Here is a 14,066-nt window from a genome sequence, read left to right as displayed (position 1 = left end):
GTTCACCATGACTCGTTGATCACAACGCGTGAACCACGCCAGATCCGAAGTCCACCACTCCCCGGGACGCTATCTCGATTTCCACGGGCAACTGTCCGCGCAGCTGCCGCCCGCAGCGGTCAGAGTGGTCTACACCAAGACCGGGAACAGACTCGCCGCAGCGGTCGTAAGGGATTCACGGGCCATTATCGACTTCTCCCTCTACTGGACGGCCGTCGCGACTGAGTCAGAAGCGAGCTACCTCTGCGCCATTCTGAACTCGGGGACCGTGTTGGAGCGAGTAAAGCCGCTGCAAGCCCTGGGCTTGTACGGAGCCCGGCACTTCGATAAGTATGTATTCCTAGTTCCGTTCCCGGAGTACGACAACACCATCGATCTGCACCTGCAGTTGGCGAAGCTCGGCGCCGCGGCCGAGAAACTCGCCGCTGAGGTCGATGTGTCCTCGGCTCGGACGTTCCAGGCTGCGCGGAAGTTGGTCGATAAAGCTCTGAAAGACGCCGGTATCGCCGCCAAGATCAACGCTGCGGTGGCGGAATTGGTCCCTATGGCCGCTATTTCGCTGTAACGACTGCCGTCCCAGTGGGAGGCGATGCGCCGCGCTGTTGGCGGGCGGGCCGAGAGCCGCCCGTGAGATACCGCAGGAGATACCGCAGTGCTTTCATTCGCCCTCATCGGCCGCCAATGCAACCAACAACATATTCGCAGGTCGAGGTCGTTCATCCAGCAGCTGCCGAATGAGTCAAACACAACAAACACCCAGTTCAGAGGATTTTAAGTCCGCTGCCTCTGCCAATTGGGCTATGGGGGCGGGCACCGAGTCAACCGGCGCCGCCATGACGGTAGCGCCCGCCAGTCCGACCGTACGCAGCGGTCCGGCCGAGATCGCAAGATCAACCACAAGTTGAATTGCACGAGAACACTCGTCTACGAGTTGAGGCCTGCTGATATCGATGCTTCACTGGGGAGATGGCGACTTCGCCGACCACACCGAACCGGCAGCCCGATGCACACGACGCGGGCGACAGCCTGGCTGAACGCATCAACGCGCTCTTCGACGCGCATCGGCGTCCCGACGGCCGGATGTGGACCAACGAAGAAGTCGCGACCGCCCTCAAGAAGGCCCATCCCGAAATCAAGGTCGGCGGCGCTTACCTTTCCGCGCTGCGCACCGGCAAGCGGGCGCGCCCCGGCATCGACCTGCTCGGTGCGTTGGCCGACTTCTTTCAGGTGCCGTTGTCGACCATCACCGATCCAGTGCGGTCGCATTCACTCGACGAGCGGCTCGGCGCACTCGATGAATCCGTGCGCGACGATGTCGAACTGATTGCGTTGCGCGCCATCGGCCTCAACAAGGAGAGCCTGGAAACCGTTGCCGCCGTGCTGGATCACGTGCGCGCGCTGCAGGGCCTGCCGACCATAGCCCCCACGAAAGCCGAACGGTAGTCATGGACGCGTCGTGCGGCGCAGCAACAGTTCTGCGATCGACGCGCGAACTCAAGGCGATTCACCGTGACTGCACACGCAAGCTGGTGGCTTTGGGGCTGGACAAGCTCACCACGGTCGATGACATCCGGGCGATCGCCAGCACGAACAGCGGGCGTGACATCCAGCTGCTGCCGTATCGCTTATCGGGCAGCGGTGTGCACGGCATGTTGGTGCGCACCGGCCCCACCGACTACGTGGTCTTCGACAGCGAGACCACCACGATGCACCGCGAGCACATCATCCTGCACGAGCTCAGCCACGTGCTGTGCGGCCACTCCGCCGCCGGCCCAACCGGCCCCGCCGAAGTGCTGCGCCGGGAGAACTACCTGGACCGCCAGGAGATCGAGGCCGAAACACTCGCCTCCATCATGGGGCAACGAGTCAGACGCGGTGCACCGCAAACCGTCTCGCTATCGAACGCCAACTTGGGTCGCGTTCTCGCGTCGCTGAGACTCGAGGGCGATTCAGCGAGGCCGTGATGTCTTCGGTGGCCCAGATGCTCGAGAACACGGCCTTCAGTTATGCGGTCTCCGCAGCGTTCATGTGGGGTGCCGTCGTCGTGGTGGCCCTGGCCATCAGCCGGTCCCCCGTGCGGCCGCCTGCGTCCATCGCGCTGCTGATGTCGTTCCTGTTCAAGGGAATTGCGGTCACGCTTTCCATTCCGAGCGTGTCGGCATGGCTGGACCGGGCGATCGGGGTGCACAACATCTGCCGACTCATCCTGAGCCTGACCGGGGGCATGGCGTGGACTGCGTGTGTCCTCGCGGTCATCACGTTCTGGGGCGAGTCCGGCCGACGCGCCTATCGCCGATTGCGCCTGTGGATCGTTCTGGCCTGCCTGGCCGCCGTCGCGTTGATCGTCTGCTGGATCGCGGCACCGGAGGCCGAACTCCCCGTCGATTTCTACGCCGCGCACGGCGGCGAGCCCGTCTGGGTCACCTACATGCTGCTGTACCTGGGCACGTATGCCCTTGGCGCAGTGATCATTATCGTGCGGTGCCTGCAGTACGCCCGCTACCACGAGGTGGCCTGGCTGCGGCGCAGTCTGCTGCTCACCGCCGCCGGAGCCGCGCTGTGCCTGGTCTTCTGCCTGCTGCGTGCGGACTCGGCCATCTACGGACTGCTCACCAACCGCAGTATGTCCTGGCAGCACCTGGCACCATTCGTCGCCGCCGTAGGGCAGGTGCTGATCGCCATAGGTCTTGCGGGACCGTCCTTTTCCCAACTGGCCCGCGCAGCAGTCCGTCGCGTACAGACCTACCGGTGGCACCGGCAACTGGAGCCGCTGTGGACCGCGCTCTACGAAGGCAATTCACACATCGCTCTCGCGCCGCCTCGGGCCCCGATCGGCGATCACGACTATCGGCTGTACCGCCGCATCGTCGAAATCCGCGACGGACTCAGCGCCATCCGTCCTTATGTCTGCGATGACCCCGCAAAAACCTCAGCGGCGCAACAAATCCGCAGCGCGATTGAACATCAACGCACCAGGCAGATTCCGGTCGGCGATTCGCATGGCCAGATCGCCGGCGAGCCGTGGGGAACCGAGCCGACCAACGAACTCAGCTGGCTCCTCGAGGTCTCGCGCGAGCTGCGGGCACCGGCGATCTCGCGGCGGTGAATCAACCCACAGCGCTGAGTTTCTCGATATCCGGGAACTCTGCCAAGCGGAAGAATGCCTCGGCCCGGTCCAGAATGCGGTCACGCATCGCGATGGTCTGCCCGTGGTCGGCACCCTCGAGCAGCGTGAAATAGGCGCGCGGCATCAGAGCCGCGGCATGGCGGGAATCGGCCAATCGCAACATGTCTCGGGAACCAGCGAAGAACAGCGACGGCGTCTGGACCTGTGCCAGCACGTCCTCAGCAACGCCGGGTTCGGCATCCCACTGCCGCATCAAGGCGACGAGCCCCCGCGCGCCGAGGGCATCGACCGTGGCGCGAAATCCCGAGCCCATCGTCGTACCGCGATGCTCCTGCCAGCCCCGCACGAATCCCTCGACGCCCCACTTCTCCGTCACCGCAATGGCATCGGGGAACATCACCACGTTGACCGCACCGCGTTGCGGCCGGGACGACGAGCCGGCGACCACCAGAGACGCGAGCCGTTCCGGCGCGACCGCCGCCAGGGTCAAACCGATGCGACCTCCCAGCGAGTACCCCAGGTAATGCGTCTGAGTGATCCCGAGGTGGTCGAGCAGTGCGCACACGTCGCGCACCGACGCCTGAATGTCGTACCCGGCGGGGTGTTCGGGCTTGTCGCTGCGCCCGTGGCCGCGCACGTCGATGGTGATGACCCGGTAGCGCTGCGCCAACTGCGCTACGTAGCCGTGCTTGGACCACACTTTCGAGGACTGCAACGATCCGTGCACGAGCAGCACGTCGCCGCATGCCGCACCGGGACGTCGCCGGCCCCAGGTCTGATATGCAACTCGGGCGCCATCGGGACCGTTGCGCCGCAGGAAACCTGTTTCGGTGGCCGTCATTTCGACGGGAACGGCTGTGGATGTGAGCGTGGACATGAGTGAGGGCGCCTTCCCAACACAGTGAGCACTGCCGGACGTAACCGCGCGCGACGCTGCGCATCACTCAACTGACCGTTACCAGATTGAGTAACAAATCAACTGTCCGTTGAATTCGCTCCTACGTCAAGTCGAGAGCCGCAAAAATGCCGTTTCAGAACGTGGCCCGGGCGCCGGCACTGACCACACCGAGCACTTCGGACGCCTGGAGGGGAGGGCTGAGGTAGAACCCCTGCAACACATCGCATCCGAAATCCCGCAACTGAGCCGCAGATTCGGCGCTCTCGATGCCCTCGGCGACGATCCCGAAACCGAGCTTGTGCGCGAGGTCGATGATGGTGCGCACCACCAGCGCGGCACGATCGTCGACCGTGACTCGGGCGATGAAGTCGTGGTCCAGCTTGATCTCGTCGACCGGCAGATCGGACAGGTACGTCAGGGCGGAGTAACCGGTGCCGAAATCGTCGAGGGCGATCCTGATGCCGCGATCGAGCAGGCCTGTCAGCACCGTTCGGGTGTCTTCCATGTTGTCGACGAACAGGTCTTCGGTGATCTCGACCGCAAGGGCCGACGACGGCAGCCCACGGTCGTCCAGCGCCTGACACAGGTGGTCCGGCAGGTTCAAATCGCTCAGCAACGGCGCGAAAAGGTTAACGGCCACAGGCACTTCCGCCCCGGCGGCGTACCACCGGAGCGCATCATCGAGTGCCATGTTGACGACCAGCCCCGTGGCCTGTTCCATCAGACCGTGCTCACGCACCAACGGCAGGAAATCCGCGGGCCGCAATAAGCCGCGGTCCAGATGACGCCACCGCAGCAACGCCTCGACCCCAACGACAGCGGCCGTGTGCGCATCGAATTTGGGTTGATAAACCAGAGAGAGTTCGTCTCGCTCGATCGCCTGGCGAAGGTCCATGAGGAGTTCAGAGATGGCTCGCTCACCCCCGCCCCGCATCGAAGCACGCGACCGCATCAGGCAGTGTCGCTTGAGGCAATCCTGACCCAATGTCTCGCGCGGGTCAATCATTGCGCTCTGGGTAAAGCGGACCGCGCCGCCTCGCCTCACCGGCCCTGACGTGTAGTTGTTCCGTCTGATCGTCGTGCACGTCCGCGTCATTCGGCCCGACGGAGCAGCAGCGACCGTTCCGCCTCGTTGGTGCTGAGTTCGGCGGCACGCGTGAATGCCGCCGACGCCTCGGCGGTTCGACCCAAGCGCTCCAACAGATCTCCGCGCACCGCGTGCGGCAGCGGCGATCGTGGCAGCGGATCCGGCCCGAGCGCGTCGAGCACCGCCAGTCCCGCTTCGGCCCCATACGCACGTCCGTGCGCCACCGCGCGGTTCACCTCGACGACGGGACCCGGCGCGGCGAGCGCCAGCACGTCGTACAGGTCCGCGATCCGCTGCCAATCGGTGTCCTCGGCCCGCATCGCCCGCGCATGACACGCGGCGATGGCCGCCTGCAAGAAGTAAGTCCCGACGGGCGCACCCGTCTCAGCGAGCTGCTCGGCCCGGGCCAGTACCTGGAGACCACGGCGCCGCAGCAGGTGATCCCACCGGGCCCGGTCCTGATCGTCCAGCAGCACCGGCGCACCGTCGCGGTCCACGCGAGCGGGAATCCGCGACGCCTGAAGTTCGAGAAGTGCTTGCAGCCCAAGTGAATCCGGGATATCCGGCACCATGGCAGCCACCATGCGCGCCAGCCGGATCGCTTCGAAACAGAGGTCCGGGCGCGTCCAGTCAGCGCCGGTCGTCGCCACATACCCCTCGTTGAAGGTGAGGTAGATGGCGGCCAGCACGTCATCAAGGCGGGCGACGCGCTCGGCCCCCACCGGCAGCTCCATGTCCGCACCGACGAGGGTCTTCTTCGCACGGCTGATCCGTTGTGCCATGGTCGGTTCGGGCACCAGGAAGGCTCGGGCGATCTCAGCGGTGCTCAGCCCCGACACCAGCCGCAGCGTCAGCGCCGCACGCGACGCCGGGGCCAGGCCCGGGTGACACGTCAGGAACATCAGCCGGAGCACGTCGTCTTCGATGAAGTCGACCTGCCCTGCGAAATCGGGCATGTCGACCTCCTCCAGGCGGTGTCCGATCTCCTCGGTCTTGCGGCGCAGCGTCTCGGCGCGACGGATGTGATCGATCGCGCGGCGCTTCGCCGCCGTCATCAGCCACGCGGCGGGGTTGGCGGGAATTCCACTCGCGGGCCATTCCTCCAGCGCCGCGACCAGCGCGTCCTGCGCGACGTCTTCCGCGAGTTCGATGTCGCGGGTCATGCGGGTCAGCGCCGCCACGAGGCGCGCCGATTCGGCGCGCCAGGCGGCGGTCACTGCCTCGGCGCCGGCCGAACCGGCACCCCCGATATCGGTCACCGCCAATCAGGCGCCCGGTTCCTGCTCGCCCACGGGACACCCGGTGGCCTCGGGGCCTTCGATCAGATGCAGCTCAACGCGGCCTTCCCACTCGGGCCAGTGCTCCCGGTGCAGTTCAGTGAAGGAACGGGCCCCCTCGACGGCCTCGGCGTGGTTGCGGTACTCCAGCATGGCGAACCCGCCGATGATCTCCCTGCTCTCGGTGAAAGGTCCATCGGTCGTGCTCATCTGGCCGGAACGGACCTGGTAGCCGATACGGTTCTCGCCCTGCCCCAGCCCCCCGCCGTCGAGGTAGATGCCGTCCGCGGCGTTCTTGCCGACGTAGACCTCCATCGCATCCATCAGGGCCTACGGAGGCGGACCCTGGTTGGGATCCATGATGACCAAACCCATGTAGCGCATTGCCTGACCTTTCGTCGTTGTGTCAATCCTTCACACACACGTCGAACGGCGGGGGCGGATTTCGACACGGCGCACGAAAAGAATTTTGGCGACACAACGTGCCCCTGAGAGCGTCGCCGAGGATATATAGGCGCAGCGACGCTGTCAGCGGCACGTTGTGTCAGCGCCGAGCAGGTGACGGCCTCGGTCAGGCCACGGGGACGACGGCCTGGCGCACCGGCTCGCTGCGGTAGCGCGAGGCCGGACCGTCGATCCGGAACAGCCGCCACAACACCTTGGCAACCGGGTTCATCAGGCCGGTGTCCTCGGCGAGCATGCGCACGTCACCGTAGAACTCGCGCAGCATCGTCCTGGATTCCGGCGCACGCCAGAAGATCTCTTTCTTCACCGACTTCGGAATGTCGAATTCACGCCAGAAGACGCGGGGCGGCTTGGCGATGAGCGAGGCCGCGACCCGGAAGCCCAGCGGATAGAACAGCGACAGCACAAAGCGGTTGAACGGCCGCATCTCCGGGATCCGCCGGCGCAGGAACTCGTGGGCGAACGAGATGTGCCGCGCTTCCTCGGCGACGTGGATCGCCATGACGCGCTCCATGATCGGGTGTATCGAACTGCCCTCGCGCAGAATGGATTTCTGCATGTGGTCGATGGGCTCCTCGCCGCAGAGCACCATCATGAAGAAGAACGCCGGCATGGGGCTCGCGAACAGCGGGAAGAGCCAGTTGATCCATTTGACCCAGCGCGGCAGGCCCGGGACGTCCACGCCGACGTGATTGACCATCTCCTGGAACATCAGGGTGTGGTTGCCCTCTTCGTTCGCTTCGTGCAGGCAATACCGGTATTCGGGGCTGCCGTTGGGCACCCAGAAGGTGTAGGCGAGCAACCCGCGGATCAGCATGCTCTCGAACTGTTGGCCCGCCTTGGCGACGTTGGCCTGGCGCCACATGCCGATCGCGATCTGCTTGTCCAGCGGTTGCGCCTGATACCAGGCGCTCATACCGATGGGGTCGCTCTTGGCGAGCACCCAGCGCGGGTCGTTCTCCGTCACCCGGAACTCGGGCGAATCCCACGAAACGTCCAGGTAGGGGTTGAAGTTCCGGCGCACCGAACCCGCGGAAAGCGTCTCCAGATTCGCGCAGTAGTCGACGTCGTCGCGCACGTCCATACCGGCGCGCCACCGGCGGATCGTCTTCGTAGCTGCCATGACATCAACCTCCCACGCGGGCACCGTTGCCCGCCCAGTTATATGGGACCCCCGGTCCCATATGATTGTCAAGGGTCGCTTCGCCGCCGGGCTTGAAGAAGATCGCCAAACGCCCGATCGTGACCATCAAGTTCGCGTTCGGCGAGTGGTCGCCCTAGACGTCCATCTCGATCAGCACCCGGCGCAGCAGCTTGCCGGTGGTGTTGCGCGGCAGCTCGTCGACGAACACCACGTCGCGCGGCACCTTGTGCCGGGCCAGATTGTTCTTGACGAACGCCTTGATCTCATCGGCGTCCTGCGCCGCGCCCGGCTTCGGAACGATGAAGGCGCGCAACCGCTTTCCCCATTCGACGTCATCGACGCCGACCACCGCCGCGTCATAGATGTCGTCCCGCTCGGCCAGCAGTTCTTCGATCTCCTGCGGGAACACGTTCTCGCCACCGGAGACGATCATGTCGTCGTCACGGCCGTCGACGAACAACAGCCCGTTCTCGTCGAAGTGCCCCATGTCGCCGCTGGACATGTAGCCGTCGATGATCTGCTTGGTCCGGCCGTCGGTGTAACCGCTGAACGGTGCGCCATTACGGACGAAGATGCGGCCGCGCTTGTTCTTCCCGGTGATGCGCCGGTCGTTCTCGTCGTACAGCACCACCTCGCACGTCACCGGCGCCCGCCCGGCCGTGCCCGGGGCGAGACGCAGTTCGGCGGGAGTGGCGACGCTGGCGATGGCGCATTCGGTTGAGCCGTACAGGTTGTGGAGCACATCGCCGAAGGTGTCCTGGACCCGGTTGGACAGTTCCGGACTCAACGCCGACCCCGCGATCAGGATGGTCTTCAGCGACGACGTGTCGTACTTGCCGATGACCTCGGGCCCCAGTTCGACGATCCGGTGCAGCATCGTCGGCACCGCGACGAGCATGTCGGCCCTGTGCTCGGCGATGAGCTGCAGGGTCCGCTCGGCGTTGAACCGCCGGGCGGTCACCACCTTGTTCCCCAGCGCGGCGCCGACGGTGTAGGTGGCCCACCCGGTGCTGTGGAAGATCGGCGAGACGATCACCATGGTCCCCTTGCGGGGGAACGGAATTCGGTCGATGATCTGCGCCGAGGCCAACGGCGACACCGAGCTTCGGGGCGCACCCTTCGGCAGGCCCGTCGTGCCGCTGGTGAGGATCACCGAGCCACCAGCCTTGCTCGGCGGGGGCAGCGGCTCGGTGGAGTTGGCCGCGACGATCGCGTCGAGGGTCTGCGCCGACTCGGGCACCTCATGGCCCTCGTCCACCCAGGTCAGCACACGCGGCATGTCCGCGGGCAGGGCGTCGAGCAGACCGAGGAACTCGCTGTCGTGCAGCACCACCTTGACGCCTTCGCGCTCACAGACCTGAGCGAACTGCGGTTTGGCGAAACCGGTGTTCATCAGCACCAGCCGGGCCCCGAGCTTTCCGCACGCCACCATGGCCAGGATCAGGCCACGATGGTCGCGGCACAGCAGCCCGACCACGGAGCCTTCGGTCACGCCCAGGCCCTGCAGGCCGCGGGCCAGCGCCCACGACTGGTCGTTCACCTGCCGGTAGGTCAACGTGCCCCGTTCATCCACCAGCGCCGGCAGCCCCGCGTACTTACGTGCGCCCTGGATCGCCATGGTCGCCTGCGGGCCGAATATCGGAGCGTTCTTCGCCGTCTCGATCATGACCCCGGGGTTGGCGAGGTCCAGGAAGCCGGTCTCGAACAGCCTGCGTAGCGCGGTTGCGGATTCCGCTATGCGGCCCAGCTTCTGCTGCACTCCACCGACGACGTCCAACACCACATGCCTCCCGAGGTTTGAGGGGTGATCGGCCCCACACTGCATGGCACGTTAGCCGGTTGCGCGCCCACGCGACATCAACTGCTTACGACTCCCACCGGCCGGGCCGCCCGTAAATGCCCCGGCGCCGGCCGCCGACGGTGTGCAAAACATCACATGACCAGGCATTTGTCGCGCCGCGCGCGTCCTGGGTCCGGCACTCGCCGCGGAATTCCGTAAAGGAAGCCGGGCAGGCCGTAAAGAAGGCGTCAAGATCGCCGGAAGCCCTCTCCCACGGGTCGATGCTGACGAGGTCGCCGAGGGCCGGCGACCCGTTTACGTGTGGGAGAACCCATGTCTGTAGTGGTGTTCGTGGTGCTGACGGTGGCGATCTTCGCCCTGCTCGGCGTGATCCAGAAGAGCGTCGAGAAGGGTGTAGGGCGCTCATGAACTACGCCAACACCATCGGCCTGGTGCTGTGTCTGGTGATCGCACTGTTCCTGGTCGCCGCACTGCTCTTTCCGGAGCGGTTCTAGTGAGCCCCACCGCCGCGGGAATCGCGTTCCTGCTCTCCCTGATCGTCGCGCTCGCCGCGGTGCATGTGCCGTTGGGCGACTACATGTTCCGCGTATATGCGTCCGAAAAGCATTCGCGCGCTGAACGTCTCATCTACAAAGTGATCGGCGCTGACCCGGAGGCCGAGCAGAACTGGGGGGCCTACGCCCGCAGCGCCCTCGCCTTCTCGGCCGTCTCGCTGCTGTTCCTCTTCTTCTTCCAGCTGGTGCAGGGTGTCCTGCCGCTGCACCTGAACGATCCGGCCACCCCGATGACTGCCGACCTGGCGTGGAACACCGCCATCAGCTTCGTCACCAACACCAACTGGCAGGCCTACTCGGGTGAGACGACGCAGGGCCACCTGGTGCAGATGGCCGGTCTGTCGGTGCAGAACTTCGTGTCGGCAGCCGTCGGCATGGCCGTCGCGGTCGCGCTCGTGCGCGGGTTCGCCCGTCGGCACGCCACCGAACTGGGCAACTTCTGGGTCGACCTGGTGCGCGGCACCATCCGAATCCTGTTGCCACTGGCCGTTATTGCCGCGCTGATTCTCATCGCGGGCGGCGCCATCCAGAACTTCCACCTGCACGACCAGATCGCCGATACCCTGGCCGGCGCGCAGCAGACCCTCACCGGCGGTCCGGTGGCCAGCCAGGAATTGATCAAGGAGCTGGGTACCAACGGTGGCGGTTTCTTCAACGCCAATTCGGCGCACCCGTTCGAGAACCCCAACGCATGGACCAACTGGGTGGAAATCTTCCTGCTGCTGGTGATCTCGTTCTCGCTGCCGCGCACGTTCGGTCGCATGGTCGACAGCCGTAAGCAGGGCTACGCGATTGTCGCCGTGATGGCAGTGCTGGCCGTCATCAGCTGCAGCCTCATGCTGGTGTTCCAGAACCAGCACCACGGCACCGTGCCGACCGCCATCGGGGCGTCGATGGAAGGCGTGGAACAGCGCTTCGGCGTGGCCAATTCGGCGGTCTTCGCCACCGCCACGACCCTGACCTCGACCGGTGCCGTGGACTCGTTCCACGACTCGTACACGTCGCTGGGCGGCATGATGACGATGTTCAACATGCAGCTCGGTGAGGTCGCTCCGGGCGGTACCGGGTCGGGCCTGTACGGCATGCTGATCCTCGCGGTCATCACGGTGTTCGTGGCCGGCCTGATGGTCGGGCGCACGCCCGAATACCTGGGAAAGAAGATCACCCCGCGGGAGATCAAGCTGGCGGCAAGCTATTTCCTGGTGACCCCGCTGATCGTGTTGACCGGCACCGCTTTTGCGATGGCTCTCCCGGGTGAGCGCGCGGCGATGCTGAACTCGGGCCCGCACGGCCTGTCCGAAGTGCTGTACGCCTTCACCTCGGCGGCCAACAACAACGGCTCGGCGTTCGCGGGTCTGTCGGTCAATACGGTCTGGTACAACACGGCTTTGGGCCTGGCGATGCTGATCGGCCGTTTCCTGCCGATGATCCTGGTGCTGGCCCTTGCCGGCGCACTGGCCAAGCAGGGCAGCACTCCCCCGTCCATCGGCACGCTGCCGACGCACCGACCCCAGTTCGTCGGCATGGTCGCCGGCGTGACGCTGATTCTCGTCGCCCTGACCTTCCTGCCGGCGCTGGCGCTCGGCCCCCTTGCTGAAGGAATTCACTGATGTCCGATACCGCTGTAAAGGGCGGCCTGCTCGACCCGAAGATGTTGTGGAAGTCCATGCCGGACGCGCTGCGCAAGCTGGACCCCCGCACCCTGTGGCGCAACCCGGTGATGTTCATCGTCGAGGTCGGCGCCGTCTGGTCCACGGTCCTGGCCGTCCTGAACTCCAGCTGGTTCGCCTGGCTGATCGTGTTCTGGCTCTGGCTCACAGTCGTTTTCGCCAACCTCGCCGAAGCGGTCGCCGAGGGACGTGGCAAGGCGCAGGCCGCCAGCCTGCGAAAGACCAAGTCCGACACCATGGCCCGCAAGCTGGTCGGGTGGGCGCCGGGCAACGCCGGTACCGAGGAAGAGATCGCCGCGCCCCTGCTGCAGCAGGGCGACATCGTCGTCGTCGAGGCCGGGCAGGTCATCCCCGGTGACGGCGACGTCGTGGAAGGCATTGCCTCCGTGGACGAATCGGCGATCACCGGCGAGTCGGCGCCCGTCATCCGGGAGTCCGGTGGCGACCGGTCAGCTGTCACCGGCGGCACCACGGTGCTGTCCGACCGGATCGTCGTACAGATCACCCAGAAGCCGGGCGAGAGCTTCGTCGACCGCATGATCGCGCTGGTCGAGGGCGCCAACCGACAGAAGACGCCCAACGAGATCGCGCTCAACATCCTGCTGGCCGCGCTGACGATCATCTTCGTGTTCGCCGTCGCGACGCTGCAGCCGCTGGCCATCTATTCGAAGGCCAACAACCCCGGCGTGCCGGACACCGAGGCGCTCGACGGCTTCGGCGTCACCGGCATCGTGATGGTCTCGATGCTCGTGTGCTTGATTCCCACCACGATCGGCGCACTGTTGTCGGCCATCGGCATCGCCGGCATGGACCGGCTGGTGCAGCGCAACGTGCTCGCCATGTCGGGTCGTGCCGTCGAAGCCGCCGGTGACGTCAACACCCTGCTGCTCGACAAGACCGGCACCATCACGCTCGGCAACCGGCAGGCCGCGGGCTTCCTCCCGGTACCCGGCGTCACCGCCGAACAACTCGCCGACGCGGCGCAGCTGTCCAGCCTCGCCGACGAGACCCCCGAGGGCCGGTCGATCGTGGTGTACGCCAAGCAGGCTCACGGCCTGCGGGCCCGCACCCCGGGAGAGCTGACCGACGCCACGTGGGTCGAGTTCACCGCCCTGACCCGCATGTCCGGTGTCGACCTGCACGACGGCCAGAAGCTGCGCAAGGGTGCGGCCAACTCCGTCGCCGACTGGATTCGGACCAACGGCGGCACTGTGCCCGTTGAGTTAGGCGAGATCGTCGACGGCATCTCCGCGGCAGGCGGTACCCCGCTGGTGGTGGGTCGGGTCGTCGACGGGCGGGCCGAAGTCCTCGGCGTCATCCACCTCAAGGACGTCGTCAAGCAAGGCATGCGCGAGCGGTTCGACGAGATGCGCAAGATGGGCATCCGCACCGTCATGATCACCGGCGACAATCCGTTGACCGCCAAGGCGATTGCCGACGAGGCCGGGGTCGACGACTTCCTCGCCGAGGCCACCCCCGAGGACAAGCTCGCGCTGATCAAGAAGGAGCAGGCCGGCGGCAAACTCGTCGCGATGACCGGTGACGGCACGAACGACGCTCCCGCCCTGGCGCAGGCCGACGTCGGCGTCGCGATGAACACCGGCACCTCGGCGGCCAAAGAGGCCGGCAACATGGTCGACCTCGACTCCGACCCGACCAAGCTCATCGAGATCGTCGAGATCGGCAAGCAGCTGCTCATCACCCGCGGCGCCCTGACCACGTTCTCCATCGCCAACGACATCGCGAAATACTTCGCGATCATCCCGGCGATGTTCGTGGCGCTGTTCCCCGGCCTGGATCTGCTGAACATCATGCGGCTGCACAGCCCGCAGTCGGCGATCCTGTCGGCGGTGATCTTCAACGCCCTGGTCATCATCGCGCTGATCCCGCTGTCGCTGCGCGGTGTCCGGTACACCCCCAGCAGTGCGTCAAAGCTCTTGAGCCGCAACCTGTACGTCTATGGCCTGGGCGGCATCGTCGCCCCGTTCATCGGCATCAAACTCATCGACCTGCTCATCCAGTTCATCCCGGGGATGTCTTAAT

The 14,066-nt window shown here is 65.7% G+C and carries 14 protein-coding genes; 8 read left to right on the top strand and 6 right to left on the bottom strand.

Annotation, left to right across the window (positions count from 1 at the left end; genetic code table 11):
• Positions 1 to 124: 124 nt before the first annotated feature.
• The 4 genes from ACJH6J_RS19345 to ACJH6J_RS19330 all read left to right on the top strand — a co-directional run bounded on the left by ACJH6J_RS19345 (position 125) and on the right by ACJH6J_RS19330 (position 3,106).
• The gene (locus tag ACJH6J_RS19345; RefSeq protein ID WP_406804399.1) at positions 125 to 565 is read left to right on the top strand and encodes a hypothetical protein; all 441 of its coding nucleotides are present in this window, start codon (positions 125 to 127) and stop codon (positions 563 to 565) included.
• A gap of 401 nt (positions 566 to 966) precedes the next feature.
• Positions 967 to 1,443, top strand: coding sequence for an XRE family transcriptional regulator (locus ACJH6J_RS19340; RefSeq protein ID WP_212812839.1), 477 nt, complete (start codon positions 967 to 969; stop codon positions 1,441 to 1,443).
• Between the two features lie 2 nt (positions 1,444 to 1,445).
• Positions 1,446 to 1,964 (top strand): hypothetical protein, encoded by a 519-nt coding sequence (locus tag ACJH6J_RS19335; RefSeq protein WP_406804398.1) that lies wholly within the window; start codon positions 1,446 to 1,448, stop codon positions 1,962 to 1,964.
• Between the two features lie 8 nt (positions 1,965 to 1,972).
• Complete coding sequence (locus tag ACJH6J_RS19330; RefSeq protein WP_406804402.1) at positions 1,973 to 3,106, top strand: MAB_1171c family putative transporter; 1,134 nt, start codon at positions 1,973 to 1,975, stop codon at positions 3,104 to 3,106.
• Between the two features lies 1 nt (position 3,107).
• Here the strand turns inward: ACJH6J_RS19330 and ACJH6J_RS19325 are convergent, their stop codons facing one another.
• The 6 genes from ACJH6J_RS19325 to ACJH6J_RS19300 all read right to left on the bottom strand — a co-directional run bounded on the left by ACJH6J_RS19325 (position 3,108) and on the right by ACJH6J_RS19300 (position 9,778).
• Positions 3,108 to 4,004, bottom strand: coding sequence for an alpha/beta fold hydrolase (locus tag ACJH6J_RS19325; protein ID WP_406802033.1), 897 nt, complete (start codon positions 4,002 to 4,004; stop codon positions 3,108 to 3,110).
• Between the two features lie 154 nt (positions 4,005 to 4,158).
• A complete protein-coding gene (locus ACJH6J_RS19320) occupies positions 4,159 to 5,070 on the bottom strand; it encodes an EAL domain-containing protein (protein ID WP_318986695.1) in 912 nt (303 codons plus the stop codon).
• A gap of 47 nt (positions 5,071 to 5,117) precedes the next feature.
• Positions 5,118 to 6,362, bottom strand: a complete 1,245-nt coding sequence (locus ACJH6J_RS19315) for an RNA polymerase sigma factor (protein ID WP_406802073.1) — start codon at positions 6,360 to 6,362, stop codon at positions 5,118 to 5,120.
• A 15-nt stretch (positions 6,363 to 6,377) separates the two neighbouring features.
• Positions 6,378 to 6,713, bottom strand: coding sequence for a YciI family protein (locus ACJH6J_RS19310; RefSeq protein WP_406802035.1), 336 nt, complete (start codon positions 6,711 to 6,713; stop codon positions 6,378 to 6,380).
• 247 nt (positions 6,714 to 6,960) lie between these two features.
• A complete protein-coding gene (locus ACJH6J_RS19305) occupies positions 6,961 to 7,977 on the bottom strand; it encodes a diiron oxygenase (RefSeq protein ID WP_406804397.1) in 1,017 nt (338 codons plus the stop codon).
• A gap of 154 nt (positions 7,978 to 8,131) precedes the next feature.
• A complete protein-coding gene (locus ACJH6J_RS19300) occupies positions 8,132 to 9,778 on the bottom strand; it encodes an acyl-CoA synthetase (RefSeq protein WP_406802037.1) in 1,647 nt (548 codons plus the stop codon).
• 333 nt (positions 9,779 to 10,111) lie between these two features.
• On the opposite strand from ACJH6J_RS19300, the gene ACJH6J_RS19295 reads away from it, so the two are divergent.
• Genes ACJH6J_RS19295 through kdpB form a run of 4 tightly spaced genes read left to right on the top strand, consistent with a single transcriptional unit; the run spans position 10,112 to position 14,065 of the window.
• Complete coding sequence (locus tag ACJH6J_RS19295; RefSeq protein ID WP_318986701.1) at positions 10,112 to 10,207, top strand: potassium-transporting ATPase; 96 nt, start codon at positions 10,112 to 10,114, stop codon at positions 10,205 to 10,207.
• Positions 10,204 to 10,293: a potassium-transporting ATPase subunit F gene (locus ACJH6J_RS19290; protein WP_406802038.1), complete on the top strand. Its 90-nt coding sequence runs from the start codon at positions 10,204 to 10,206 to the stop codon at positions 10,291 to 10,293. Before ACJH6J_RS19295 ends, ACJH6J_RS19290 begins: the two co-directional genes overlap by 4 nt.
• Positions 10,293 to 11,963 carry a potassium-transporting ATPase subunit KdpA gene (kdpA, locus tag ACJH6J_RS19285; RefSeq protein WP_406804396.1) on the top strand — a complete coding sequence of 557 codons (1,671 nt, stop codon included), beginning with the start codon at positions 10,293 to 10,295 and terminating at the stop codon, positions 11,961 to 11,963. The genes ACJH6J_RS19290 and kdpA overlap by 1 nt, the downstream gene beginning before the upstream one ends.
• On the top strand, positions 11,963 to 14,065 hold the full coding sequence (gene kdpB / locus ACJH6J_RS19280) for a potassium-transporting ATPase subunit KdpB (RefSeq protein ID WP_406804395.1): 2,103 nt from the start codon (positions 11,963 to 11,965) through the stop codon (positions 14,063 to 14,065). Before kdpA ends, kdpB begins: the two co-directional genes overlap by 1 nt.
• The last annotated feature ends 1 nt before the right edge of the window (position 14,066 follow it).

The organism is Mycobacterium sp. SMC-18 (assembly GCF_045310895.1).
Classification (GTDB): Bacteria; Actinomycetota; Actinomycetes; order Mycobacteriales; family Mycobacteriaceae; genus Mycobacterium.
This window is presented reverse-complemented; position numbering and strand designations above follow the sequence as displayed.